This window comes from Mesorhizobium sp. M0152 (assembly GCF_040322415.1).
Lineage (GTDB): Bacteria > Pseudomonadota > Alphaproteobacteria > Rhizobiales > Rhizobiaceae > Mesorhizobium.
Window position 1 is genome coordinate 43,663 of sequence record NZ_JAMYTH010000018.1, and the last position, 25,600, is coordinate 69,262.

Here is a 25,600-nt window from a genome sequence, read left to right on the forward strand (position 1 = left end):
GTCAGGCAACAGATATCGCACGGATCGAGCGGCATTCATGAGCCAACGAAGCCTTCGAGGGCGCACAATCAACTTGATGGCCGCCTTGCTGGCCGCCTATCTGGCGCTCGCCTATTTCGCGGCGCCGGAATTCTGGACATTCAGGGATCGCGGCTTTCGCGGCCAGCGCTTCGAGATGGTCACGCACACGCCACAGGGCATTCCCGGCGATCCCATCAATGTCGGCCTTGTCGGCATGCGGAAGGAGGTGGTCCATGCCTTCGCCGCCGCCGGCTGGGACACCGCCGACGCCGTCACCTTGAAAACCGCGATCGAGATCGGTGAAAGCGTCCTGTTCGACCACCCCTACCCCGACGCGCCGGTCAGCCGGCTGCTGTTCGACGGCCGCGCCCAGGACCTCGCCTTCGAAAAGCCGGTCGGCGGCAGCGCCGACCGGCGTCATCATGTCCGCTTCTGGCAGACCGCTGCGACCGGCGATGACGGCCGGCCGCTGTGGCTGGGCTCGGCCAGCTTCGATCGCGGCGTTGGCCTTAGCCATGACACCGGCGCCATCACCCATCACATCGGCCCCGACATCGACGCCGAACGCGATTTTTTGATGCGTGACCTGGCGACCGCCGGAATGCTGATCTCGACCGACGACATAGCGGGCATCGGCGCAACGACCACCGGCCGCAATGGCGGTGGCGATCCCTACTTCACCGACGGCGAGGCTGAAATCGGCGTCTTGAAACAACTGCCGTGACGCGGGCTAGGTCGTGGCGATCACGACCTTTCCGAACGGGCCCTTCTCTAGATGCTGGAAGGCTTGCGTCACCTCTTCGAAGCCGAAGACCTTGTCCACCACCGGCCTGATGCCGAGCACCTCGATCGCCTGGTTCATCCGCTCGAAGGCGCGGCGGTGGCCGATCGATATGCCTTGCACGACGATCCGATTGCGCAGGAACGGCACGATTGGAAAGCTGAGTTCCATGCTGCCCAGCAGGCCGATGACCGACAGGCGGCCGTCTGCGGCCAGCGCATCGAGCGATCGCCGCGCATTGTCGCCGCCGACCATCTCCAGGACATGGTTGACGCCGGTCCCACCCGTCAGGTCACGCGCGGCTTCATCCCATGCAGGCTGGGTGCGATAGTTGATCACCTGCCAGGCGCCGAGTTTCCTGGCCCGCTCGAGCTTGTCGTCGCTGCTCGAAGTGACGATGGCGCGCAGGCCGAAAGCCTTGGCGAATTGCAATGCAAACAGCGATACGCCGCCGGTGCCCTGGATGAGAACGGTCTGGCCGGGCACCGGCCTTGTCGCCTCGGCCATCGCGAACCAGGCCGTCAGCGCCGCGATCGGCAACGTCGAAGCCTCGGCGTCGCTGAGCGAGGGCGGCGCCAGCACGGCGGCATCCTCGTGAAGGAGCACATAGTCGGACAAGGTGCCGGGCAGTGACGATCCCAAAGTGTGCTGGTGGAGCACCGGCGGCGCGTCGCCGTCCGGCCAGTCGGCGATCACTTGGCCCAGCACGCGCTGCCCAAGCTGGAAACGGCTGACCGCGCTGCCGACGGCAACGACCTCGCCCACCGCATCCGATGTCGGCACGAAGGGAAAGACGAGGTCCGGGATCAGCACGCCGTCGACGATCATCCGGTCCTTGTAGTTCAGCGATATCGCCTTGATCCGCACCAGCAGCTCATGAGACCCGGGTGCGGGTACTTTTCCCTGCGCCGGTTGCAGCTTGGGCAAGCCGAAACCGGTCATCTGCCAGGATCTGTTGATATCGCTGTTCATCTCGTCTGCTCCGGATGGATGGGGTGGCTGGCGAGATATTTACGTCATTTCACTATGGAAAAAAGCGCTTCCATGCAGCATAATTGGAAACGAATTGGAGATCATTACGCTACAATGGGAACACATCCATGGAATCCGCCGATCTGCAAGGCATCGTCGCCTTCGTTCAAACGGTCGAAGCCGGCAGCTTCACCGGCGCCGGAGAACGGCTGCGCGTGACGAAGTCGGCGGTTGGCAAATCGATCGCACAGCTGGAGCAGCGGCTTGGCGTTCGCCTGCTAAACCGCACCACCCGCAGCCTGAGCCCGACCAGCGAAGGCTTGAGCTATTACGAAGCCTGCGTCAGGGCACTGTGCGAAATCGAAGCTGCCCAGTCGCTGCTTGCCTCGCGCCGGCAGGTGCCCTCGGGCCGGCTTCGAGTCGACCTGCCGTCGGCCTTCGGCCAGCGCTGCGTTGCCCCTGTTTTGTTCGACATTTCCAAGCGCTACCCCGATTTGGCGATGGAGATCTCCTTCAACGACCGCCGCGTCGATCTCATCGAAGAAGGCATCGACCTGGCAATTCGCATGGGCGAGCTCGACGACAGCCTGTCGCTCGCGGCGCGGCGGCTCTACGTCCAGCGTTCGGCCGTGTTGGCTGCCCCCGCCTATCTCGACGAGCACGGCAGGCCGCCGACGATCGAGGAACTCGCCGGCCACAAGCTGATCGGCTACACCCGCAACGGCATCGCCCATCCTTGGACCATAAGGCAGGCCGACGGCCATATCGGAAAGTTCACACCGCGAGCAAGGCTGGTCCTCGACAATGGCGAGCCGATGCTCGACGCCGCCCTTGCCGGCTGCGGCATCACCTTCCTGCCAACATGGCTGGCGGCGGACAGCCTCAAGAGCGGCGCGCTCGAAATGGTGCTGTCGGACCGCCTCGTCGAAAACATTGCCGTCCACGCCGTATGGCCGGTGACACGGGCAGTGACACCGAAGGTCCGCGTCGTCGTCGACGCCCTGGTCGAGCACTTTTCGGCGCCGCCCTGGGACGCCGCGTGAGCGAGGCGACCCTCATTGTCTAAAAATGCCGGCGGACTATTTTCGAAGACCGCGCCACAATGCTATTGAGCCCTCATGCTATACGTCGAAATTGCCATCGTGGTCGTCCTCATCTGCGTAAACGGCCTTTTGGCGATGTCGGAACTCGCCATCGTTTCGTCGCGCCCAGCCCGGTTGAAGGCGATGATCGACCGTAACGTCAAGGGCGCCGGACGCGCCCTGGCGCTCGGCTCCAATCCCGGCAAGTTCCTGTCTTCGGTGCAGATCGGCATTACGCTGGTCGGCGTGCTCTCCGGCGCCTTTTCGGGCGCCACGCTGGGTCAGCGCCTAGCGCAGTTCCTGGCATCGACCGGCATCCGTGAAAGCGTCGCCGACCCGCTCGGCGTCGGCATCGTCGTTGCAATCATCACCTATGGCTCGCTGATCATCGGCGAACTGGTGCCCAAGCAGATCGCACTGCGCGATCCCGAGCGGGTCGCGGTGCGAGCGGCGCCGGCCATGACCATCCTTGCCACCGTCTCGGCCCCCTTGGTTTTCCTGCTCGACATATCCGGCCGCGCCATACTGTGGCTGCTCGGCCAGCGCGGCGAAAGCGAGGAGAAGGTCACCGACGAGGAGATCAAGATGCTGGTTGCCGAGGCCGAGCATCACGGCACCATCGAATCCGACGAGCGGCGCATGATCGCCGGCGTCATGCGGCTTGGCGATCGCGCCGTACGGGCGGTGATGACACCGCGCACCGAGGTTGACTGGATCAATTTGCAGACCGACGAGGCAGCGATCCGCAAGCTCTTGGTGGACACCCAGCATTCGCGCCTGCCGGCGGGCGACGGTGGCGTCGATGTCATGATCGGCGTCGTCCAGACCCGCGACGTGCTGGCGGCGCTGCTTGCCGGCCGCACGCTCGATCCACGCAAGCATGTGCGCGCCGCTCCCATTGTTTATGACCAGGCCGACGCGCTGGATGTGCTGCAGAAGCTGAAGGAATCCGACGTGCCGATGGCGCTGGTGCATGACGAATACGGCCACTTCGAAGGCATCGTCACTCCCGCCGACATTCTCGAAGCCATCACCGGCGTGTTCCGCTCCGACCTCGATGCCGGCGAGGAGGAGAACGCCGTCAAGCGCGAGGACGGCTCATGGCTGCTCGCCGGCTACATGCAGGCCGACGAGATGGCCGAAGTTCTCGGCTTCGACCTGCCGGAAAACCGCGACTATGAGACCGTCGCCGGCTATGTGCTGTCGCACTTGCACCATCTGCCGGCGACCGGCGAATGCGTCGACGCGCAAGGCTGGCGCTTCGAAGTGGTCGACCTCGACGGCCGCCGCATCGACAAGCTGATCGCCACCCGCCTGCCCGGCGGCCACCGCGAAATGGTGCGCTGAGTTTTCGAGACTAAGTGTTCGGGCTGATCAAATCGCGACTTCGATCGGCTCGGCAAGTCTGGGGTTCGACCGCGCGGCGATCAGGCAGCTGGTCACGATCAGGCCGGCTCCGGCCAGCGTGGTCCAGGTCACTGCCTCGTCGAAAAAGAAAAAGCCGAGCGCGATCGCCCAGATGAAGGCCGAGTATTCCGTCGGGATCAGATATTGCGCCTCGGCGCGAGCATAGGCCCAGCTCATCAGGAACTGGCCGGCGAGCGACAGTGCCGTCACCCCGGCCAGGGGAAGCCAGAGATTGCCCGGCAGGGCAATGGCGAGCCAAGGGGCGGCAGACCCAAGCATGAGCGCAACGCAAAGGTTCTGGAACAGCATGATTTCGATCGGCTTAGCCACCAGCGCCTGCTGCCGCGCGAGGATCAGGTTGTAGGCATAGAACACCGTCGAAACCAGCACCGCCGCCGTGCCGAGCAAGGCATCCCTGGCATAGTCTGAGTGTCCGAACTGGCCGGCCACGATGATTGCGACGCCCGCAATGCCGGCCAGCGAGGCCCAGATCGCCTTGCGCTGTATCCTCTCGCCCAGCAGCAGCGCGGCCAGCAGGAGCGCAAACAGCGGCGCCACGAAACTGAGCCCGATCGCCTCCGCGAGCGGCAGCCTTGCGAGCCCCCAAAAAAAGCACAGCAGGACAATGCCGACAACCACCGCACGCAGTGCATGCAGCCTCAGCACCGAGGAAGCAGGAAGCGAGCGCGACCCCGCCAACCAGCCCGCGCCCGCGACCACGGTCGCCAGCATGCTGCGCCAAAGCACTGTATTGTAGACGCCGACCGCGATGACCAGCACCTTCATCGCCGCATCCATGCCGGACAGCAGGAAGATGCCAAGCGCGCAGACGAGCACCGGGATCATGGGGGAGACGGCGCCGGCCAGGCTGGATGATTTCACGCGGGCTCACTCGAGGTGACGGATGCAACCCGACATATCAGGGCAAAACGGCGGGGCCAGATGGCAGCCGCGCCCATATGGCAGTCCAACCGGCCTTTGCGCCTTGTCCATGCGCTCAAGACCCGCCTGATCGGCGCAGTGGCCGCAAGCCTGCTTTTGTAGGTGGTGTAGGTGCGGCTGCCAAGGCATCGCCCACCGTATCGTAGATGATGTCGGCGCCTCTGATAATTGAAAAGGGCGGCGCAAGCGCCGCCCCGTATCCTTGGGAGGATGATTTCGAAGATCAGGCCGCCTTGATTTCCTCGGCGAGAACGTCCGCCTGACGGGCGGTCTTGAGGGCCTTGGCCCACCAGGCGACGTCGTTGACCAGCGCGGTGGCGGCCTCGTTCAGATGCTCGAGGTCTTCGAGCTTCTTCTCGCCCTGGCGGACGGCGAGGAAATCGCCCCAGGCGATGTGGACGGCCGACTTGACCGGCGCCATCTGCAATTCGACTGCATGAAGGCGCAGCTGCTCGACGGCGCGGGCACCGCCGACGCTGCCATAGCCGACGAAGCCGGCCGGCTTCTTGTTCCACTCGTTGGCGGCGTAGTCGATCGCGTTCTTCAGCACGGCCGTCGGGCCGTGATTGTATTCGGCGGCGGTGAAGATGAAGCCGTCATATTCGGCGACCTTCTTCTGCCAGCGCTGCGCCACCTCGTTCGTCGACGGCACCCAGGCGGAGGACGCGACCTCGTCGAAGAACGGCAGCGGGAAGTCGCGCAGGTCGACAATCTCGACATTGATGTCGGCATGCGATTTGGCGATCTCGGCGATCCATTGGGTCGGCACATCGGCGAAGCGTGCGGCGCGGGTCGAACCGACGACGATGGCGATCTTGGGTTTTGACATGGGGCTCTCCTAGCAAGCGATTCCGGGGCAAGTTAAAGCTGGTATCGTTTGGATACCGGCGCTATATGAGATACTGTCAACTCGCAGCGCAAGGAGGCACCTTTTTGTTACTGAGGAACCCGCTTAACACCGAGGACTGCCGCGCCGTTTCGGAAATTCTGCAGCGCGTCGGCGACAAATGGACCGTTCTGGTGGTCGGCAAGCTCGGCAACGGACCCCTGCGTTTCAACGAGCTGCGCGCGGCTGTCGGCGGCATCTCGCAGAAGATGCTGACCACCACCTTGCGCGGGCTGGAGCGTGACGGCTTCGTCACCCGCACCGTGTTCCCGACCATTCCGCCGCGCGTCGACTATGAACTGACCGAACTCGGCCATGAATTGCTGATTCCGGTCAGCGCGCTCGGCGAATGGGCGCGCAGGAACACGCAGCGCGTGCGGGCTGCACGCGAAAAATTCGACGTCATGCATGGCTGAAACCCTTGTGCCGCAAGGGATGCCACCCGGCGTGACTTCAGCTGGAACTGGTTCGAGGTTCCAATTCGGCCGCTCGGATCGTGGCCTTGTTGCGCGGCTCGCATGCCTCGTGCCGATCCTCTAGCCGCTGCCGCTTCAAGCTCCTGAGATGCTGTTGTCGCATCGAACGGCTGCGCAGATCTCACACCGCGCGACCCGCTCGCCGCGGGCCCGATGGTCATGCGTGCACGCCGCGAAGGAGACATCCTTCGTCACCTCCGCGTAAGCGGTCATGCCGAGCAGGCAGACCAGCGCGACCAGGGCTGCCACGAGGCAGCCGTTCAGCATGTGTTGACGCATTGTCTTCTCCACGCCGGTAGAATCGGCCACGGAGGCAACCAGCGGATGTCGCGAAAGGCATCGCCCCGCGCGAGCCGTGTTACAAATGGAGAATTGGCTCCCGTCAGCTTTCCGCTGGAACCGCCTTCGGCTTGCCGTCGCTATCCAGCGCCACCATGACGAAATCGGCGTGCGTAACCTTTTCCATCAGGTCGGAGAGATAGCGCTGTGCCCAGGCCTCGACCTTGAGCGTCATCGAGGTGCGGCCGACGCGCTCGACATGGGTGTAGATGCACAGCGTGTCGCCGATCTTCATCGGCTTTGCGAAGGACATCTCCTTCACCGCCGCCGTCACCACGCGGCCCCTGGCGCGCTCCGCGGCGCGGATGCCGCAGGCAAGGTCCATCTGCGCCATCACCCAGCCGCCGAAGATGTCGCCGGCCGCATTGGCGTCCGAAGGCATGGCGAGCGTGCGCAGCGTCAGATCGCCGATCGGCCGCCCGTCCGCGTAGTGCACCATGCGAGAAATCCTTCGAGACCGGTTGCCCCCTCGATCCCGTATCGTCACGGCGCCAACAGGTCAACGCGGCAAAGTTTCGATTGGCCGCTAGAAGTAGCGCGCCAAGTTCGAACGGATACGATCGAGAACGGTATCCCCGGAAACGTCGGGAACGAATACCTTGCCCGTGATCGCCTCGTAAGCCCGGGCGTAGATCCGCGAGGCCTGTTCGACGATCTCGTCGGGTATGGCGGGGATCGGGTCCTTGTAGGGATCGCACCGCGCCGACACCCACGACCGGATGAAATCCTTGTCGAAGCTCTCCGGTCGCGTGCCACTCGCAAGCGCCTGTTCATAGCTCGCCGCGATCCAGTACCGGCTGCTGTCGGGCGTGTGGATTTCGTCGGCCAGGATGATCGTCCTGTTTTTGTCGATGCCGAATTCGTATTTCGTGTCGGCGAGGATTAGGCCACGCTCGGCGGCACGCGCCTGGCCGCGGGCGAACAGGTTCAAGGCGTAGTCCGAGACCGTGTTCCACTGCGCCTGCGTGAGAAGGCCCTGCTCGATGATCTCTGCCCTGGACAGCGGCTCGTCATGGCCGCCATGCGCCGCCTTGCTCGTCGGCGTGATGACAGCTTCGGCCAATTTCTCATTGTCACGCAGCCCGTCCGGCAGGCTCATTCCGTACATGTCACGCTCGCCGCGCCGGTAGCGGGTCAGGATCGAGGTGCTGGTGGTCCCCGCCAGGTATCCGCGCACGACGATCTCGACCGGAAGAATGTCGAGCCTTGTGCCGACGACGACGTTGGGGTCGGGATATTCGAGAACATGGTTGGGGCAGATATCGGCAGTTTCTTCGAACCAGTAGCGGGCCGTCTGCGTGAGGATCTCTCCCTTGAACGGGATCGACGTCAGGATGGTGTCGAAGGCGCTGAGACGGTCGGTGGCGATGATGATGCGCCTGCCGTCCGCCAGATCGTAGTTTTCGCGGACTTTGCCGCTGTAGTGGCCCGGCAATTCGGGAATGAAGGCATCCGACAGGGTACGCATGTGATTTCCCGCCTTGCGGAGATTGGCTGATACCATCGCATAAGCCTTCGACCCCTTGCATATCAAGCGGGACCATTTGGTTGTCTTCAATTCGAACCGCACATCGGCGGTCGCTTTTTTCACAACCGATGCCGGAAGGCGCGGCGACGCGGCGGACCCGGTCCGTCTAGGCTGGCGCCAGTTTTCCGGAGCCGTACCTATCATCATGCAGACCTATGATTTCATCATCGTCGGCTCCGGCTCGGCCGGCTCGGTGCTCGCCGACAAGCTCTCGGCCTCGGGCCGCTTCTCGGTGCTGGTGCTGGAAGCCGGCGGCACCGACCGCCGCTTTTACGTGCAGATGCCGCTCGGCTACGGCAAGACCTTCTTCGATCCGGCGGTGAACTGGAACTACAAGGCCGAACCGGACCCCGGCTTGGCGGGCAATGCCGACCATTGGCCGCGCGGCAAGCTGCTCGGCGGGTCGAGCTCGATCAACGCCATGGTCTGGATCAGGGGCGCGCGCGAGGATTTCGACGACTGGCGGGCCGCCGGCAATTCCGGCTGGGGCTATGACGACTTGCTGCCGGCCTTCAAGGCGCTCGAGGACAATCAGGCCGGCGCCGACAAATGGCGCGGCACAGGCGGCCCGCTGCATGTCACCGACTGCTCGAACGCCGTCCACCCGCTGACCAGGCGCTACCTCGCCGCCGGCCAGCAGGCTGGCCTGCCGCTCAATCCCGATTTCAATGGTGCCAATCAGGAAGGCGTCGGCGTCTATCAGATCTCGACCCGCAATGGCCGCCGCATGTCGGCGGCCCGCGCCTTCCTGCGCCCGGCGATGAAGCGCGGCAATGTCCGTGTCGAGACGAATGCGCTGGCGACCAGGGTGCTGTTCGAGGGCAAGCGCGCCGTCGGTATCGAGTATCTACGGAATGGCGAGACGAAGACGGCGCGTGCCGGCCGCGAAATCATTCTTTCCGCCGGATCGATCAATTCGCCACAGCTCTTGCAGCTATCGGGCGTCGGCCCCTCCGCCCTGCTCAAGGGGCTTGGCATTCCCGTCATCCATGCCAACGAAAATGTCGGCGCTCATCTGCAGGACCACGTCGGCATCAACTACACCTTCAAGGGCAGGCTGCCGACGCTCAACCAGATCCTGCGACCCTGGTGGGGCAAGCTGCTGGTCGGCATGCAGTATATCCTGACCCGCTCCGGCCCGCTGTCGCTGTCGATGAACAATGCCGGCGGCTTCTTCCGCACCGACCCGGCGTTTTCGCGTCCCAACATGCAGCTCTATTTCCAGGCGTTCTCGACCGTTATCCCAAAGAGCGGCCAGCGCCCGATCCTGACCCCCGATCCGTGGCCGGGCTTTTCCATCGGCCTGTCCAACTGCCGCCCGTCGAGCCGTGGCGAGATCATGATCCGTTCCAGCAACCCGCTGGATTATCCAAAAATCGTCGCCAATGCCTATTCCACCAATGCCGATGTCGACGAGATGCTGGCGGCGGTGAAATTCGTGCGCAAGATCGCCTCGATGCCGGCCATGGCCGAGATCATCGCCGAGGAGGTTTTGCCAGGTCCATCAATCACTTCGGACGCCGATCTGATTCAGGATTTCAGGAAGCGCTCCGGCACTGTCTATCACCCGGTCTCGACCTGCCGCATGGGACCCGATCCCTCGCGCGCCGTGGTCGACCCGCGCCTCAAGGTGCATGGTCTCGAAGGCCTGCGCGTCATCGACGCCTCGATCTTTCCCGACAACATCACCGGCAACACCAACGCGGCCTCGGTCGTGACCGGATGGAAGGGCGCCGAACTGGTTCTGGAGGATCAAAAATGAAGATCACCGACGTCAAGACCTGGGTTGTCGGCAACCCGCCTCCCGGCATCGGCGGCAAGTATTTCATCTTCGTCAAGCTCGTCACCGATGGCGGTGTGGTCGGTTATGGCGAGGCCTACAACGCCACCTTCTCCGCCCATGTGACGGCCAGCATGATCGAGGACATGGCCGAGCGCTATCTCGTCGGCCGCGATCCGCACGACATCGAGAACTTCTTCCGCCGCGCCTATTCCTCCGGCTTCACGCAGCGCCCCGACCTGTCCGGCATGGGCTGCTTCTCGGCGCTGGAAATGGCCTGCTGGGATATTGTCGGCAAGGAGGCGAACAAGCCGGTCTACAAGCTGCTCGGCGGCCAGGTGCACGAGACGCTGCGCTCCTACACCTATCTCTACCCGCATACCGGCAGCGTCCATTCCGAGGACGCGCACGGCAAGAATGTCTACAACGATCCAGATCTGGCGGCCGCCTGCGCCCTCGAATATGTCGAGCAGGGCTTCAATGCCGTCAAGCTCGACCCGGCAGGTCCCTACACCGCCTTCGACGGCCACCAGCCGCGCCTTGTCGACATCGACCTTTCCGCCCGCATGATCAAGGCCATCCGCGAGGCCGTCGGTACCCGCGCCGACATCCTGTTCGGCACGCACGGCCAGTTCACCGCATCGGGCGCGCTGCGCATGGCGCGCGCCATCGAGCCCTACGATCCGCTGTGGTTCGAAGAGCCGGTGCCGCCCGACATGCCCGAGGTGATGGCGCAGGTCGCCCGCGGCACCTCCATCCCGATCGCCACCGGCGAGCGGCTGACGACCAAGTCCGAATTCGCCCGTGTTATCGAGAACCGCGCCGCGACCATATTACAGCCCGATCTTGGCCGTTCCGGCGGCATTCTGGAAACCAAGAAGATCGCCGCCATGGCCGAGGCCTACCACATCCAGATAGCCCCGCACTGCTATTGCGGGCCGATCGTTGGCGCGGCCAACATCCAGCTGGCGGTGACCCTGCCCAACTTCCTCATCCTGGAATCGCTGAAGCAGTGGGACGGTTTTCACGCGGAGCTGCTCAAGAAGAAGATCGAGTGGCAGGACGGCAACGTCATCCCATCGAAGGAACCCGGCCTCGGCGTCGAACTCGACGAAGCCGTCTGCGAGGCCCATCCCTACACCGGCAAGGAGCTGCATTTGCAGATGATGCAAACGCCGTTGATGCCGTGAGCGAACACTACGCCTTCATCGGCCTTGGCCATCTCGGCGGCAACCTTGCCGCCAGCCTGATCCGCAACGGTTTTGCCGTCACCGTGTTCGACCGCGAGCCCACCGCCGTCGAGCGCCTCGTGGCGCTGGGCGCCACCGCTGCCCGCAGCCCCGCCGAGGCCGCCGCACGAGCGGGCAATGCCATAACCTGCCTGCCATCGCCGAAGATCAGCGAGACGGTACTCGCCGGTCCTGATGGACTGCTCAACGGCCTCCCCGCCGGCGGCACCTGGATCGAGATGTCGACCAATGGCCGCGACGAAATCGTGCGCCTCGCGGGCCTCGCCTCGTCGAAGGGTATCGAGACACTGGAATGCCCCGTCACCGGTGGCGTGCATCTGGCGGCGGCTGGAAAGATCACCGCGCTGGTCGGTGGCGATGCCGATCTCTACGAGCGCCATCGTCCTGCCATCGAAGCAATGTGCGCGAAGTCGTTCCTGATGGGGCCGATCGGCTCGGCGGCGGTGATCAAGGTCATCACCAACATGCTGGCTTTCGTTCATCTCGTCGCCGCCGGCGAGGCGCTGATGCTGGCCAGGCAAGGTGGTCTCGACCTCGCCCAATCCTATCAAGCCATCGTCGCGTCCTCCGGCAACAGCTTCGTCCACGAAACCGAAAGCCAGCTCATCCTGAACGGCTCCTACGATATCGGCTTCACCATGGACCTGGCGCTGAAGGACCTCGGCTTCGCGCTAGGCATGGGCCGGGATTTCGGCGTGCCGCTGGAACTGGCATCGCGTGTCCACGCGATTTTCGAGCAAGGCAAGGCGGCTTACGGCGGCGGTGCCTGGTCGACCCAGATCGTCAAATTGCTCGAGGATGAGGTCGGCGCCGACCTGCGCGCGCCTGGTTTTCCGTCCAAACTGGAAATCTGAATCCGGGAAACTTCAAGCGGTTTCAGATAGTTGAGCGCGCCTCCGGAATCAGGACCGGAGCGACCTGATCCAACGCCGCAGCCGCTTGATTCAATATCTGAGCATGAGCGCGCCGGGCAGGATCTCGAACGTCGCCGGTATGCGCCCGGGCGACTCGCCATCTATGTCGACCAGCGCGCCGTTCTTTTCCACATCGCCGAGTGGTTCGACAACCACTTTCCTGCCGCGCAGGATGGTGATGGCCGGATGATTGCGGTGACGGCCGCCATAAAGCAGGCGGATGTCCCAGATCAGCTTCAGCTTGCCGGCAGCGCGCAGGATGACGATGTCGAACTGGCCGTCGGTCAAATCGGCATCCGGCGCGATCATCATGCCGCCGCCGAAGAATTTTCCATTGGCCACCGCCACCAGCGCCATGCGCGCCTCGACCGGCGCGCCGTCATCGATGGTTATGCTGACAAGCTGGAAACGGTAGCGGATGAACTCGACCACGGTGCGCCAGAGAAACAGCGCCTTGGCCGACATTCGGCCCTTGCGTTTGTCGGCGTTGACCGCGCGATCGGTGGCGCCGGACAGGCCGAGGCTGGCGATGTTGATGAAGTGCCGGCTGGCCAGCGCGCCACGGTCGTCGATGTAGCTGATGCGGCCGGCATCGACTGCCCTCGCCTTCGCCCCGGCAATCCGTTTCAACGTCGCATCCACCGCCTTCGGCAGGCCGAGCCCGCGCGCGAAATCGATGCCGGTGCCGCAAGGCAGCAGACCGAGTTCGGTCGCCCGGCCGCTCTCCTCGAACGCTTGCAGCAGTCCGTCGGCCACTTCGCTGGCCGTACCGTCGCCGCCGGCCGCGATCACCAGATCGAAGCCGCTGGCGGCAAGGTCGATCGCCAACCGTTCGGCATCGCCCTCGGCCTGCGTCTCGCGCAGCTCGAAGTCGCCGAAATGCTTCTTCAACGAAGCGGCGACGTCGGGCCAATGCCGTTTCAGCCAGCCCCCACCGGCAATCGGATTGAGAACCACCCCGACTTTCAAGACGCACCTCCCCCGCAAAGCACCGGCATTGAAGCCCGCGCCCATCCGCAGAGCAAGGGGCGGTGCGGGGTCGAGCACCGAAAAGCGGGCAGGCTGTCTAAGCCAACCGGCGACGAAATTCCCGGAGTCGCGGAAATCGATCCCCGATAACCCCACTATCCACAGGCCCATGGCCATTCCCCAAGGTCCTTACCCGGCGTAGGTTTAACCCATCTCAGGCGGCTACCGATCGCCCAGCCGAAAGGCGAAAGCGAAAGGCGGATTTCCTGAGGCCCGTACGGCCCGAAGCGGAAGCAGGCTTGCCTGTTCGAGGGACGGATGCCGAGACCTACGGGGCCGCGGAAAGCGTGCCAACGCCGACGGCGGACCGATGCTGCCATGAAGGACGGCAAAAACCTTCGATGGCACGCAGGGCAAAGCCCGCAAGGGTGTAGACCGGCGTGGTCCCGAACGGACGTCACTCTCGGGTGGCGGACTGGCAGGACCGTCAAAATCAAGGCCGGCATGGCGCGACGACTTTACGGAAGTTGCTGCCGCGACCGTGTCCTGATCTGACAGGGAGGCGCTGGGAGAAATCCCGGCGCCGACTGTCTTTCTGGCCCTTGAATGTCCGTGCCGGTGATCTTGGGGCCGCGGCTTCACCCCGCGCTAAAATCGGTTAGTATCGCCCGGTCAGAGTCCGCTTGATAACGCGCTCTGCCGTGACGGATGGCGTGGTTTTCGAGAACCGAAGCGCAGCGGACATTTGGGTCCGAGGGCTTAGGCAAGCGCGGAAAATCGCGTCAGGCGGCCGGCAGAGCGGCGTTTGCAAACGGACTCTTCGAAGGGGGATACTTCATGACGCTGATCCAGAAGCTTGCCGTCGCCTATGCGTTCCTGTTCTTCGCCGTCGTCGCGATCGGCTACATACCGGCCTTCAACGATGCCAATGGCAATCTGTTCGGCCTGTTCTCGCTGCAATGGTATGACGACCTGCTGCACGCCTTCTCCGGCGTCTGGTCGCTGGCCGCCGCCTTCATCTCGCACCGCCAGGCGGTATTCTATTTCAGGCTGTTCGGCTCGGTCTACCTGTTCGACGGCGTGCTCGGCCTGGTCACCGGCTCCGGCTGCCTCGATGCCGGCATCTTCATCAACGGTTTCCGCTCCCTCAACGATATCGAATTCCCCGCCCGCTTCTTCGCCAACCTGCCGCACATCGTCATTGGCGGCATCGCCGTCTATGTCGGCTTCTGGTTGTCGAAGCGCATCTACGACCACCTCGCCACTGCCTGACCGGCCATGTTCCTGTTCCGCTGGCTGAAGCGCATCATGAAGGCGATCCTCTGGCTGATCGTCATCGCGATCCTGGTCCCGGTCGTCGGGCTGACCTATGGCTTCCTGACCACGCCGTCGCTCGACAAGGCGCCGCTGCCCGGCATCGCCGACGGTGCGCCGCCTAAGGCGCTGGCCGACAAGGTCCGCGCCGAGCTCCCCGGCTATCAGCGGCCGGAGGAATCGACCTTCCTCACTTACCCCGAATGGGCGATCGTCTATGCCGCGCGCGAATATGCCGGCTTCGTCGACAAGGACCAGCCGAGCGGCTTCCCTTACTTCGCTTACGTCGGCCGCTTCTGGCAGGACTATGCAACCGTGATCCGCGCCAGTTCTCCCTACAAGTTCAACTTCGCCAACCACCAGATGCTCGTCGTCATTGGCACCAGCCACAGCATCGAACACATATTGCAGTGGGCCTACGAGAATACTGTCGGCCGCATCACCGAGGCGATATCGGATAAGCGTACCGCCGCCGACATCTATCAGGCCAAGGTGGCGGCGGACTATGCAAGCTTTCTCGACCAGGTGCCGTGGTACCAGTTCCCCTATGCCGAAAAGCGCGCCGGCCTGTTCGCCGTGCAGCCGGCGCCGGGCGACAGCGCCATCCGCACCAGTGAACGCAAGCTCGCCTTCGGTCTCGCCGACACCATCAAGCAGGGCTATGCCGATCTGATCACCAGGGCGCTTGCCGCCACCTCCGACCCAGCCTTGCTCGATATTCACGTCTGGGCCAAGGGACCGGTCGGCGAAGCGACGCGCAACGAGCCCGACACTTTGCTCGAACGTGACTACGGCGTCGACGGCGTGATCTTCGTCACCAAGCGCTATCAGGTGTTCACCGACATGATCCCGCGCCTGATCGACAAGGGCGTTTCCTTCGTCGAGATCGGCGGCAATGACGAAATCATGGTCACCGTGCTGTCCACGGACTCGATCGCCGTTCCCGAGGGCATGCGTATTCTGTTCAGCTATCCGCTCCCGGCGGATCTGTCGACGCGCCGCACCGGCATGGTCGTCGCCGTACGCAAGCTGCATCTGGTGCTGGCGGCATTGATCAAGGCAGGCGCCAGGCTCGAACACGTCTACGATTACTGAGACCTTTCGGCCACGCCTGGCGGAGATCATGCGTTTGGAGCGTGCAGTCACGCTCATTCCACAATCGCGGCCAAATCCCGCCTTGTTCGCGCGCGATGGCGTATTGCGTGAATAAGCTGCCGGGGGGCATCTCGAAGGGACGAGACCGTGATCAAGACCGCCCTTGTCGCCATGACCATCGTCGGCTGCGACTGCGACGCCAAATTGTGCGAATATATCGGCGAGACGCCGGCCAAATGGTCGACCGTCGCGGAGTGCGAAGCGGCGATGAAGAGCCAGATTCTGCACGAGCGCAATTTCAGCTATCCGCTCGTCTCCGGCATCTGCCGCTCGAAGGGCTCGTCATCCTCCTCGCAGCTGGCCGCGGCCGCGTCCCGCCCCGAATTGAAGCCGGCCAGCCGGGCCGTTGAAAACCCTCTGCCACCTGAACTGAGCCGCCGGCCGAGCGTTCCAGTCGGCTCGCCGACGACGGCCATGGAAGCAGCCGCCGCCCGGCCCGTCGCCTATGAACAGATGGTCGAGGGCGGAACCGGCGTGCTCTACCGCACGAAAAACGGCTACGCCGTGGTCAAGACAGACCTTGGCCGCGCCGCGTCGGCCACCGCCGACATGGCGAAACGATCCGCCAACTGGCTGGCCGGACTGGTGCTGTAAGACCGGGATCAGGCTCGAAGACTGGCTGCGGACGCGACAGGCAGAACGGGTCAACGAAGCACTCTACGGAGTGCCACCTGCTCCGTATGAAGTTCTGCCCCCGCTACACCACTCCGCTCAGCGCCTTGATGGCACGGTAGAACGTCGAGGAAAACAGTTCCGTCGGGTCATATCGGCGCTTGGCGGCGAGGAAGGCCGGCAGTTCGGGATAGGACGCCAGCAATTCGCTAGCCGTGTAATGCAGCTGGTAGGGCAGGAAGAACCGCCCGCCATGCTTGATCGTGACGTCGATCAGCGCCCGGGTCAACGCCCGCATCCTGGCATTGCCGTCGGCATCGGTCGGCTGGTTGATGTAGAGCACCAGCGAATAGGCAGGTTCCGGCGCATAGGTCAGCGCGACATCCTCCTTGTGGACGATGCGTACCGATGCATTGAGCACCGGCAAGTCCTGGTTGCGCAGGATCTCGCGAGCCTCCGCGATGAATAAATTATAGGCGGCACGCGGAATAAAATATTCGTGCAGGATGTCGGTCTCGTCAGGCAGGTCGTTGAACAGATAAGGCACCGAATCGTGCATCGGATTGTTGCGGGTGACGAGGCAGGCTTCGCCTTCGGCCATGGCCGCTGTGCGTGCCACCGTGCAGCTCTCGAATTTAGGCTCCAGCGTCTTTTCGGTGAACCACTTCAGCTCCTGGAAGGCGCTGCCCCATTTCGCCATGTTCATGATCACCCGCTTGAGGCCGACACCGTCCGGTTCGCCGAGCAACGGCTGGTCGGCCGGCGACTGGTCGGCCACCTTGTCGTAGCGATAGACGATCATGTCTTCGAGGAAATTGCCCGGCGCCGTCGACAGATGGCCGTAGAACAGGCCGATCTCCTTGTTCGGCTCCAGCACCTCGACGAAGAATTTCGGGAAATCATCCGATTTGATGATCTCGCGCGAGGTCCGGTAGACCGCGTTGTCAACGATATCGAGCGTCGCCTCCAGCACCACGCCGAACAGGCCGTAGCCGCCGACGACGTGGCGGAACAGGTCGGGGTTCTCGCTTGCTGAGCAGGTGGTCACCGAGCCATCGGCCAGCATCACCCGCATCGAGCGGATCGAGCCGGCCACCGAGCCCGCCTGATGGTCCATGCCATGCGCGTTGACCGACAGCGAGCCGCCGACGGAGAAGATGTCGGTCGACTGCATCGCCTTCACCGCGAAGCGCGGATGCAGCATGCTCTGGATGTCGTGCCAGCGCGCGCCCGGCTGCAACGTCATGGTTTTTGCCGCCGCGTCGACGGTGACCTTGTTGAACTTTCTGAAGTCGAGCACCAGCGCGTTGTCGTCGAAGGCATGCCCGCCCATCGAGTGGCGGATGGCGGCCAGCGACACTTTCAAGCCATTGGCGCGCGCGAACGCCAGCGCCTTGGCGATCTGGACTTCTTCGGCGATTTCGACGACGCCATAGACCGGCGTTCTCGAGAGGCCGCTGGCATCGTTGATGTCGCCGCCCTTGGCCGACCATGGCAGCGAAGGTTCAAAGGCCGGCGGGTTGGCTATCGGCTTCAGCGGCAGGGCGATGCCATCGACATCGGCGATACGCCCGGCATCCTTCGGCCCCGAAGGCCCGCGCGCCAGCCGCGCCATAGTGGTGCCACCCCACAACACCGCGCCGCCGACCACGGCAGCACCCAGCAGCAGCCGCCGCGACAGGCGAAAACCTTTTTGTTCCTCGGCCATGAATATCCCCCCGTTGGCCAAGGGATAGCGCGGGCTTTCGGTAAAAACCATAGCGGCGGCATGAGCCACCTTCTCCGCATCGGCGTGGCGAAGCGGCACGACGCGGATTATCTCAAATGTCGGCGCTGCCCCTCACCCTTACCCTCTCCCCGTGAAGAACGGGGAGAGGGTACGCCAACGCTGGAGCTTGACCCTTCTCCCCGTTCTTCTTCACGGGGAGAAGGTGCCGGTCCACCCTCCGCAGCTGCTGCGCAGCTGCCGCGGAGGACGGGCAGGCGGATGAGGGGCGGCGCCGATCTTGACCATTGCGGCCCGCGCCAGAACTTATGCGCGCGCCTATGAAGCCTTCTTGATCGATGTCACCATGCCGGTCTTGTCATCGACCGTCACCGCCACCTTGGCGCCGACCTTCAGTTTCCCGACCGCCGCTTCCGGCGACAGCTGATAGATCTTGCCGTCATCGAGAGTGATCGATTTGGTTGTCGGGTCGACGGACTGGATGGTGCCCTGAACGGTTGCGGCGTAGGCCGTGCCGAGAAAGGCGAGCAGAGCGGCGGTGGTTGCGAGGGTCTTTTTCATCGAGTGCACTCCGTGCTGTTTCGGTTTTTCGGGCTGCCGACGTGGGAAACGACAGCGCCGAACGACCCGAAACTGGAACGAAACGCCTGGCGTCCGCAAATCACGTTGAATGAATTTTCGCAAAGGAAATCAGTGGCTTAATTCTGACACATTGCTTCCGGCCGACGCAAAGTCAAGCCGCTTCTTTCCCTCGACAGGCGCTCTTCCTTCCACGAAAAGAGTCCCTTAGCTGGATTGCGGCGGGCCGCTTTCAACCACCACGCAGCCGCCGCAATCCGCCTTGGGCGGCATCACGAAACAGCCTGCTGATTGGTCGTCGGTACAAATTTTGTTTCCTCGGTCGCCTCAACCGTCGCCTCGAACTGGACGAAACTCGCGTTCCGGTTGCAAACTCGGAATGGATGCGGGATGGTATCGACCGCTATGATGAAGGGGGGCCTTCCATGAAGCTTGCAGTCCGGACCGCGATGTCCCTGATCCTGGCGCTTGCTCCGGGATTGGCCGGCGCGCAAGGTGTCGATCCGGATGACGACAAAACGATGATCTTCGCTCCGGGAGATCCCGACATGGCGGCGGCGACGGCGCAGGCGCTCGCCAGCCTCGACGAATTCCTGGCCTTGTCCGAAGCGCCGCCAGCCGGCACCGACAGGTTCAAACTGAAGGTCAAGGTGCGGGACGGGAACGTCACCGAACACTTCTGGGTCATACCATTCCGCCGCACCGAAACGGGGTTTGTCGGTATTCTGGCGAACCAGCCGGAGGAAGTGCACACCGTCGTCCTCGGCCAGAATTTTAAATTCAAACGGGACGATATTTCCGATTGGGGATATACGAGCGACGGGCGCCAGGTCGGCAGCTTCACCGTCTGTGTGATGTTCAAGCGAATGTCGAACGAAGAGGCCGACTACATGCGCGACAAATACGGCTTCGAGTGCTGAACCGCTTCACGGTTCTGCTGGAATTGTCCTAACTCGTCGCCTCATCCCTCGCGCCGATCTTGCGCACGAGTGCCGCCGTCGCCAGCATGGCGCCCATGTCCGATATCATCGGCGCGACATGCCTGGTGTAATCGAGTGGCACCGAAATATCCGGCAGTTCGAAGAAATTCTTCGCCTGCGGCAACAGCAGGAAACCGTCGCTGCCGTTGAGAGCGACGCGGGCTGGTTCGTCCGGCCAGGTTTCGCCCAGCCATTTCAGCGCCTGCGCCAGCCGGCCGGTCACCAACGGCCGCGCCGCCTCGACATTGTCGGTGCGGAATTCATAGGCCGCATCGAGCTCCGGCACGCCGGATGACAATTCCTGCATCTTGCCGGCGAACATGCCGCGAAAGAACCCGACGACCGCATTGGTCCGCCGCGTCGCCACCAACACCCCCGGAAACGGCTCGATCGCTTCGAAAGCGACAATGACACCCTTGAAGACTGTCGATGAATCCTTGCCCGACCCTATTCGCAGTTCTGCTTCGTAAAGCTCGAACGGAAACTCTTCGTAGCGGCCCGAAACGACATCGTCGAACGACTGCCGGTTGAAGGCACCGACCGCCTCGCGCGGCAGCCGGTCGAAAGAGTTCGGCTTCCCTCCATGCTGGTAACGCATATCCGCGATGAAGCCGAAGACGATCGGCAGCAGCGTCTCGCGGAACGATTGCTGCAGCCGCGTCGCCGGTTTCATGGCCTCGAAATAGAGCACGCTCGAAGCCACCAAGCCGATGCCATAGAGAAACACATGCGGCGTCGAGAACCATTGCTCGTTGGGATCGGCGACCTTGTTGAACAGCCAGGCGACCAGCGCCACGAACACCAGCGCCAGGCCGACGAACAGCGGCACCCGCCAGCGCACCTGCCGCACCGCCGAGCCCCGCGCCGCCTCATAGCTCTCGATGTCTTTCCGGATGCCGGCCGTGACCGCCTCGCTCGGCATGAAGTCCGCTGTTTCCATCGCCGCCCCCGCAAGCCTCGACAAGGTCATGATAGCTGGTTTTGTGCACTGTATCGACGGCAATGCTGCGATACGGTGCCTGTTAGAAGAACGTCGCGCCGCCCCTCATCTGCCTGCCGGCATCTTCTCCCCGTATAGCGACGGAGAGAAGGACGCTTCCGCGAAGGATTTCGCCAATTTCCAACGTTGCAGAAAGGGTGCCGAGGTTGCGGTCAGCCCCTTCTCCCCGTCGCTATACGGGGAGAAGATGCCGGCAGGCAGATGAGGGGCAGCGCCATAATAGGCGATTGGCGAATGCACCTGCCCTTCCGCTGCAACACTACGGAAAGATCGCGCCCAGCCGCCTCTCGACCTGTCCCCTCATCGCACCCTCCAACCCCTCCACCGGCACCAGCCGCTCATGATCCCCGCTCCGCAGCCGCACAAAGGGATGCAGCCGATATGACGCGATCCTGCCGCGGGTGCCGGCATCGGCGCTGACATCGACGACGAATATGCCACCGATACGACCGGGCCATGGCTGGCGGGCAAAGGCGGTCCCAAGGAAATCGCCAAGTCCATAAGCGGCGACCGTGCCGTCGATCTGCTCCACCGGCTGAAGGACATGGGCATGATGACCGGCGATCAGCCCGACGCCCTGCCCGGCAAGACGCCTGGCCAGCGCCTGCGTCTCGGCGCGCGGAAAATGCCGGAACTCCCAATCCCAATGCGGCACCGCGCAGAGAAGATCGACAGCATCGTGCGGCCAGTGCGTTGGATCGCAGTCCATCGACACGCGGGCGGCGAACAGGCTTTCATCAGCGTTGCGCCACACCGTGAAGGCGGCGAAGCCGACATCCAGCGGCCCGACCGCGAAATGCTGCACCGGGCCACCAGCAGCCAGGCCGATGGTGCGGATGCCGAGCCGCTTCAGTGCCGCCACCGTCTCGTCGAAGCCGGCGACGCCCTGGTCGAGCACGTGATTGTTGGCCAGCGACAACACGAGTTTTTCGCGAGCAATGCCTACCGCCGCCAGCGCCTCCGTCAGAAACCGTTCGGTCATCGCATGGCGCGTGCCAAGCCGGGTGCCAAGCACAGCGCTCGGCCGGTCTACGATCGGACTTTCACAATTGCCGATCACCAGATCGGCGGAGCCCAGCAGCTTCGCGATCACCGGATCGCTTTGCGGCGCGCTGCGGTTGGCCACCGCCGAGATGTCGCCGATGAAGGCGAGCCGCACCGTCCGATCTGGCAGGGTTGCCATCAGCGTCCCCGCCGCCGGCGCAAACGCATCGATGTCACCGCCAAGCGACGGCTTCAGGAAACGCGGCAGCCAGGACAGCTTGTAGGAGAGCGGATAGTTCGACACGCCATGTCCAATTTGTTTGCCCTGTTTAGACCGTCCGTCGCACAGGTTGAAGCGCATCCGTCGACAATCGTACCGCAGCACCGCCAGCGAGGCGCGATGGCGGAAATCTGTGTATGGTCGTTCACGATCGATGCATGGGAGGGGAAAGATGGCACGAATAGCAAGCCTGCTGGCATCGGCTTTCATGGTGCTCGTACCGCTGTCGTACGCGTCGGCGGCCATGCCCGAAGCGGCAACCGCTTTGTTCGAGGCAAAGACCGTGGCCGCGCGCGACAGCGCCCTGTCTACGCTCGAGGCCGCCGCCCCAAACGATCCCGCATCGGCCTATGCCGCCGGCGCGGGCGAATTCTTCACCGCGCTGGAACTGCTGGCCAGCGGTCTGCACCGGCATGGTTTCGAAAGCCCGCAATCCTTCATGCTGCCCTTGATGCGGCTGCCGGTGCCGGACAATCCCAACCCCGAACCGCTGACCTACGAACAATTCCGCGCCATTCTGGTGGCTTTCCGCGACCGGCTGGAAAAATCCGCCGCCACGCTTGGGGCGGTGCCGGCCAATGCCGATATCGGCATGGTCATCGACCTCACCCATGTCGGCATCGACCTCGACGAGGACGGCACGATCGCGCCGGATGAAAGCATGGCCGCGATCATCGCTTCGCTGTCGCGCGGCGGCAGCGCGCCGGACGATGCGGCGCCCGGACTTACCTTCCGCTTCGACCGCGCCGACGGTTATTGGTTGCAGGGATACGCCGAGTTCCTGATGGCGCAGGCCGACTTCTGGCTGGCGCATGATTTCAAAAGCACCTTCGACGGCTCCTTCCACATGCTGTTCCCGCGCGCCAAACTGCCGTTGCAGGATATCCTCGTGCCGCCGAGCGGCGACATGGGCAGCAGCATCTTCTCCTCGGAATGGCGGATCGCCGATTTCATTTCGCTGGTACATCTCGTCAACTGGCCAGTGGTCGAGCCGGAGCGCCGGCAAGCGGCGCGCCGCCATCTGCTCGAAATGATCCGGCTGTCGCGCGAGGACTGGAAGGCGATCCGCGCCGAGACCGACAATGACCGCGAATGGCTGCCAGGCCCGCAGCAGAAGGGCGAGAACCAACTGACGGGCCTCGAAGTCGGCGAAGAGCAGGTCGCGGCCTGGCTCGCCGCCTTGACCATGGCCGAGGACCTGCTCGAAGGCCGCGTGCTGCTGCCGCACTTCCGCATCGCCGGCAAGGGCATCAATATGAAGCGCTTCTTCGACGAACCGAAGCCCTTCGACCTGGTGCTGTCGATCACCGGCCCAGCCATCGCGCCTTATCTCGAAAGCGGCAGGATTCTCTCGAGCGACGACTTCGACCAGATCCAGCGCGAGTTCGGCGGCAGTGGGTTCCTGACTTTTGCGCTATGGTTCAACTAGCGCCTCGCCGCAGAAATTTCGACACCTGTCGGCCGCCTTGGTGCCGGTCAATTTCCTGCTCTGTCCCCAGCCGTCCCGCTGCGGAACTTGTAGCCCGCGGACAACGGTTTCCCCGGTGCGGCGACGTTTTCAGCGATGCGGATTGGCGAGCGTTCCTGGCTGCATGACTCGCCGGACCACCCTCCGCTATATATTAGTATATATTAGCGATGACTGTTTTGCTTGACTTGGGCGTCAAAAGCAGGCAGCAAAACAGCCTTGGAAGGGCTGCAATACCGCGTTCATGGTCGTGGACAAGCCTTCTTCGGCACAAAGTCCACGTCTCTCGTTTGGTTTTGAGAGGGATTGGTTAACCAACTTTGTCCATATTTTGAAGCAGTCGGCAACTAACGACAGGCGCGACAAACGCGTCGGGGACCACCTGGGATCACTCACAGAATGGTCGTCGCGGCTATCACAGCCGCGGACGTGGGAGCCGATTGGAGCAAGATTGGTGTATGGCGTTCTTGAGTAAGAAAATTGTCGGGGACGAGCATTGGCAGGGCGAGACGGCTTGCGACGCGCCACGTTCCTCTTCCTTCACCGCTGAACGGATCGTCCGCTGGATCGCGGTGCCTGGCGTCAGCGCCGCCGTGGGCCTGTGGCTGATCGGCACCATGGTTGGGCTGAGTTCCGTCGGCGCCTCGTTGTCGGCGACATCAGGCGGCCTGCCGCAGACGCTGTCGACGCCGGGATCGCTGGCCCTGGCCGATCCGCTGAAGCAGCGTTTCCTGAGATCCTCGGCACCGTTCGTGCTGGCCAATGCCCATGGCGGCGCGCAGGCCTTGCACGACCATGCCGTGCAATGCGGCGCCAGCTGCTTCAAGCTGGCCCGGCTGAGCCCTCATACCGAAAAATCCGCGCGCCTCGTGGCGCAGGCAAAGCCAGCCCCTGTGGCAAAGTCGAAATCGCAGGAGCGTTTCGAACGCATGGAAGCGTCGCTGTCGCCGAGCAAACTCGCCGCTGCCTTCGCCAGTACCGGCAAACCTGCCGTCACAGCCGACGCCCGACCCCTGATTTCCCGCGCCGCGCCGCAAGTCGCGCAGGCGTCCCTGGGGCCACCCGCCAACATGGTGGCCAGCCTGTCGGACGATATGCCGGCTCCGGCAGCGGAACGCTTCGCGCGGATGGACACCGGCTCCGTCGTCGTGCAGACCGCGCCCTTGCCTACGGGCTTTGCCCAGTCGGAAACGCCAAGCGACTCGCAATTGGCGCTCGCTCTCGTCGAATCGCTGCCGGTCGAGGACGAGGCGTTCGCCTCGCCGCTGCCGATGACCGAATCCTCGGCCGATATCGCGGTTTCGCCTGTCGAAACCCAGCAGAACCAACCCGGCGATGCCGCCTCGCTGCCGGACGCGCTCACCGACGATGTGCCGCTGCCAACCCGTCGCCCGCAATACGACAAGCCGGAGCCACCGAAGTCCGTGGAGCAGGACAAGCCGGCTCAACAGCCCAAGGTCGCGCAGCAGAAGCCGGAGCCTCAGGCAAAGCCGGTCCAGCAAGCCCAGCCGATAAAGCCGACCCGGCAAGGCAGGCCGGCCGATGGCGGCGACGCGTTGGCTTATGCCAAGCCAGACACGCCTGCGGGCGGCCTCGGCAGGGCATTCAAGAACCTGTTCAACTCGCCAGGGTCCACGAGCGGGGCCAGCAATGGCGTCGCCGTCTACGACATCAGCGCCGGGACCGTCTACATGCCTGACGGCTCGAGGCTCGAGGCGCATTCGGGCGTTGGCGCCATGGTGGACCAGCCGCGCTATGCCGACCAGAAGAACCGCGGACCGACACCGCCCAACACCTACAATCTGTCGCTGCGAGAGTCGCGCTTTCATGGTGTCGAAGCCTTGCGCCTGACACCGGTCGATGGCCGCAACAAATACAATCGCGACGGCTTTCTGGCCCATACCTACCTGCTTCGGGGCCGTTACGCCCAGTCCAGCGGTTGCGTCGCCTTCAAGGACTATGCGCGCTTCCTCGCCGCCTTCAAGAAGGGCAAGATCAAGCGCCTCGTCGTCGTGCCGCGCCTGTCGTCTTCGCCGACGCGGGTCGCGTCCGCCGCCAGGGGCGCGTAATACCGACAGGCATTCCCGCCTGCTCCTGACAGCCTACTGTCAGGAGCCGAGTTGTTCGGTACGCCTCTCGCCACCGCGCTCTTTCC

General features: G+C 63.6%; 25 protein-coding genes. 14 read left to right on the forward strand and 11 right to left on the reverse strand.

Annotated elements, in window-relative coordinates; all coding sequences use genetic code 11:
- Positions 1-37 precede the first annotated feature (37 nt).
- Complete coding sequence (locus tag NKJ26_RS18835) at positions 38-745, forward strand: LssY C-terminal domain-containing protein (RefSeq protein WP_352696484.1); 708 nt, start codon at positions 38-40, stop codon at positions 743-745.
- Between the two features lie 6 nt (positions 746-751).
- On the opposite strand, the gene NKJ26_RS18840 is transcribed toward NKJ26_RS18835, so the two are convergent.
- Positions 752-1,774 carry a zinc-dependent alcohol dehydrogenase family protein gene (locus NKJ26_RS18840; RefSeq protein WP_352696485.1) on the reverse strand — a complete coding sequence of 341 codons (1,023 nt, stop codon included), beginning with the start codon at positions 1,772-1,774 and terminating at the stop codon, positions 752-754.
- Positions 1,775-1,902: 128 nt separating this feature from the next.
- Between NKJ26_RS18840 and NKJ26_RS18845 the strand changes: the two genes are divergently transcribed.
- A complete protein-coding gene (locus tag NKJ26_RS18845; protein ID WP_352696486.1) occupies positions 1,903-2,817 on the forward strand; it encodes a LysR family transcriptional regulator in 915 nt (304 codons plus the stop codon).
- A gap of 75 nt (positions 2,818-2,892) precedes the next feature.
- The gene (locus NKJ26_RS18850; RefSeq protein WP_352696487.1) at positions 2,893-4,203 is read left to right on the forward strand and encodes a hemolysin family protein; all 1,311 of its coding nucleotides are present in this window, start codon (positions 2,893-2,895) and stop codon (positions 4,201-4,203) included.
- Positions 4,204-4,230: 27 nt separating this feature from the next.
- Here NKJ26_RS18850 and NKJ26_RS18855 read toward each other — a convergent pair whose 3' ends face one another.
- Complete coding sequence (locus tag NKJ26_RS18855) at positions 4,231-5,109, reverse strand: DMT family transporter (protein WP_502903132.1); 879 nt, start codon at positions 5,107-5,109, stop codon at positions 4,231-4,233.
- A 319-nt stretch (positions 5,110-5,428) separates the two neighbouring features.
- Positions 5,429-6,034: an NADPH-dependent FMN reductase gene (locus NKJ26_RS18860; protein WP_352696489.1), complete on the reverse strand. Its 606-nt coding sequence runs from the start codon at positions 6,032-6,034 to the stop codon at positions 5,429-5,431.
- A gap of 104 nt (positions 6,035-6,138) precedes the next feature.
- Here NKJ26_RS18860 and NKJ26_RS18865 point away from each other — a divergent pair, with 104 nt between their 5' ends.
- Complete coding sequence (locus NKJ26_RS18865; protein WP_027024527.1) at positions 6,139-6,507, forward strand: winged helix-turn-helix transcriptional regulator; 369 nt, start codon at positions 6,139-6,141, stop codon at positions 6,505-6,507.
- A 135-nt stretch (positions 6,508-6,642) separates the two neighbouring features.
- Here NKJ26_RS18865 and NKJ26_RS18870 read toward each other — a convergent pair whose 3' ends face one another.
- From NKJ26_RS18870 to NKJ26_RS18880, 3 genes are all read right to left on the reverse strand, one after another.
- Positions 6,643-6,846 carry a hypothetical protein gene (locus tag NKJ26_RS18870; RefSeq protein WP_352606552.1) on the reverse strand — a complete coding sequence of 68 codons (204 nt, stop codon included), beginning with the start codon at positions 6,844-6,846 and terminating at the stop codon, positions 6,643-6,645.
- A gap of 103 nt (positions 6,847-6,949) precedes the next feature.
- The gene (locus tag NKJ26_RS18875) at positions 6,950-7,345 is read right to left on the reverse strand and encodes an acyl-CoA thioesterase (RefSeq protein ID WP_027024525.1); all 396 of its coding nucleotides are present in this window, start codon (positions 7,343-7,345) and stop codon (positions 6,950-6,952) included.
- 87 nt (positions 7,346-7,432) lie between these two features.
- A complete protein-coding gene (locus NKJ26_RS18880; protein WP_352696490.1) occupies positions 7,433-8,374 on the reverse strand; it encodes a phosphoribosylaminoimidazolesuccinocarboxamide synthase in 942 nt (313 codons plus the stop codon).
- A 205-nt stretch (positions 8,375-8,579) separates the two neighbouring features.
- On the opposite strand from NKJ26_RS18880, the gene NKJ26_RS18885 reads away from it, so the two are divergent.
- Genes NKJ26_RS18885 through NKJ26_RS18895 form a run of 3 tightly spaced genes read left to right on the forward strand, consistent with a single transcriptional unit; the run spans position 8,580 to position 12,318 of the window.
- Positions 8,580-10,196 carry a GMC family oxidoreductase gene (locus tag NKJ26_RS18885; protein WP_352696491.1) on the forward strand — a complete coding sequence of 539 codons (1,617 nt, stop codon included), beginning with the start codon at positions 8,580-8,582 and terminating at the stop codon, positions 10,194-10,196.
- On the forward strand, positions 10,193-11,404 hold the full coding sequence (locus NKJ26_RS18890) for a mandelate racemase/muconate lactonizing enzyme family protein (protein WP_352696492.1): 1,212 nt from the start codon (positions 10,193-10,195) through the stop codon (positions 11,402-11,404). The genes NKJ26_RS18885 and NKJ26_RS18890 overlap by 4 nt, the downstream gene beginning before the upstream one ends.
- Positions 11,401-12,318 carry an NAD(P)-dependent oxidoreductase gene (locus NKJ26_RS18895; RefSeq protein WP_352696493.1) on the forward strand — a complete coding sequence of 306 codons (918 nt, stop codon included), beginning with the start codon at positions 11,401-11,403 and terminating at the stop codon, positions 12,316-12,318. The genes NKJ26_RS18890 and NKJ26_RS18895 overlap by 4 nt, the downstream gene beginning before the upstream one ends.
- Before the next feature lie 90 nt (positions 12,319-12,408).
- On the opposite strand, the gene NKJ26_RS18900 is transcribed toward NKJ26_RS18895, so the two are convergent.
- Positions 12,409-13,347, reverse strand: a complete 939-nt coding sequence (locus NKJ26_RS18900; protein WP_352696494.1) for a diacylglycerol/lipid kinase family protein — start codon at positions 13,345-13,347, stop codon at positions 12,409-12,411.
- Between the two features lie 837 nt (positions 13,348-14,184).
- Here NKJ26_RS18900 and NKJ26_RS18905 point away from each other — a divergent pair.
- The 3 genes from NKJ26_RS18905 (at position 14,185) to NKJ26_RS18915 (ending at position 16,410) form a co-directional block, all read left to right on the forward strand.
- Positions 14,185-14,619 (forward strand): hypothetical protein, encoded by a 435-nt coding sequence (locus NKJ26_RS18905; protein WP_352696495.1) that lies wholly within the window; start codon positions 14,185-14,187, stop codon positions 14,617-14,619.
- 6 nt (positions 14,620-14,625) lie between these two features.
- Positions 14,626-15,756 carry a hypothetical protein gene (locus tag NKJ26_RS18910; RefSeq protein WP_352696496.1) on the forward strand — a complete coding sequence of 377 codons (1,131 nt, stop codon included), beginning with the start codon at positions 14,626-14,628 and terminating at the stop codon, positions 15,754-15,756.
- A 147-nt stretch (positions 15,757-15,903) separates the two neighbouring features.
- Positions 15,904-16,410, forward strand: coding sequence for a hypothetical protein (locus NKJ26_RS18915; protein WP_352696497.1), 507 nt, complete (start codon positions 15,904-15,906; stop codon positions 16,408-16,410).
- Between the two features lie 103 nt (positions 16,411-16,513).
- Here NKJ26_RS18915 and NKJ26_RS18920 read toward each other — a convergent pair whose 3' ends face one another.
- Both NKJ26_RS18920 and NKJ26_RS18925 read right to left on the reverse strand, forming a co-directional pair.
- Entirely contained in the window at positions 16,514-18,136 is a 1,623-nt protein-coding gene (locus NKJ26_RS18920; protein ID WP_352696498.1) for an FAD-binding oxidoreductase, read from the reverse strand.
- Between the two features lie 336 nt (positions 18,137-18,472).
- Positions 18,473-18,715 carry a DUF1344 domain-containing protein gene (locus NKJ26_RS18925; RefSeq protein WP_027024515.1) on the reverse strand — a complete coding sequence of 81 codons (243 nt, stop codon included), beginning with the start codon at positions 18,713-18,715 and terminating at the stop codon, positions 18,473-18,475.
- A 443-nt stretch (positions 18,716-19,158) separates the two neighbouring features.
- Between NKJ26_RS18925 and NKJ26_RS18930 the strand changes: the two genes are divergently transcribed.
- On the forward strand, positions 19,159-19,653 hold the full coding sequence (locus tag NKJ26_RS18930) for a YegJ family protein (RefSeq protein WP_352606530.1): 495 nt from the start codon (positions 19,159-19,161) through the stop codon (positions 19,651-19,653).
- Positions 19,654-19,681: 28 nt separating this feature from the next.
- Here NKJ26_RS18930 and NKJ26_RS18935 read toward each other — a convergent pair whose 3' ends face one another.
- Entirely contained in the window at positions 19,682-20,653 is a 972-nt protein-coding gene (locus NKJ26_RS18935; protein ID WP_352696499.1) for a hypothetical protein, read from the reverse strand.
- On the opposite strand from NKJ26_RS18935, the gene NKJ26_RS18940 reads away from it, so the two are divergent.
- Complete coding sequence (locus NKJ26_RS18940) at positions 20,616-20,918, forward strand: hypothetical protein (protein ID WP_352696500.1); 303 nt, start codon at positions 20,616-20,618, stop codon at positions 20,916-20,918. The genes NKJ26_RS18935 and NKJ26_RS18940 overlap by 38 nt on opposite strands.
- A gap of 54 nt (positions 20,919-20,972) precedes the next feature.
- On the opposite strand, the gene NKJ26_RS18945 is transcribed toward NKJ26_RS18940, so the two are convergent.
- Positions 20,973-22,001 carry a CapA family protein gene (locus NKJ26_RS18945; protein WP_352696501.1) on the reverse strand — a complete coding sequence of 343 codons (1,029 nt, stop codon included), beginning with the start codon at positions 21,999-22,001 and terminating at the stop codon, positions 20,973-20,975.
- A gap of 148 nt (positions 22,002-22,149) precedes the next feature.
- Between NKJ26_RS18945 and NKJ26_RS18950 the strand changes: the two genes are divergently transcribed.
- Positions 22,150-23,406: a hypothetical protein gene (locus tag NKJ26_RS18950; protein ID WP_352696502.1), complete on the forward strand. Its 1,257-nt coding sequence runs from the start codon at positions 22,150-22,152 to the stop codon at positions 23,404-23,406.
- A 497-nt stretch (positions 23,407-23,903) separates the two neighbouring features.
- Positions 23,904-25,514, forward strand: a complete 1,611-nt coding sequence (locus NKJ26_RS18955; protein ID WP_352696503.1) for a DUF2778 domain-containing protein — start codon at positions 23,904-23,906, stop codon at positions 25,512-25,514.
- Positions 25,515-25,600: the final 86 nt, after the last annotated feature.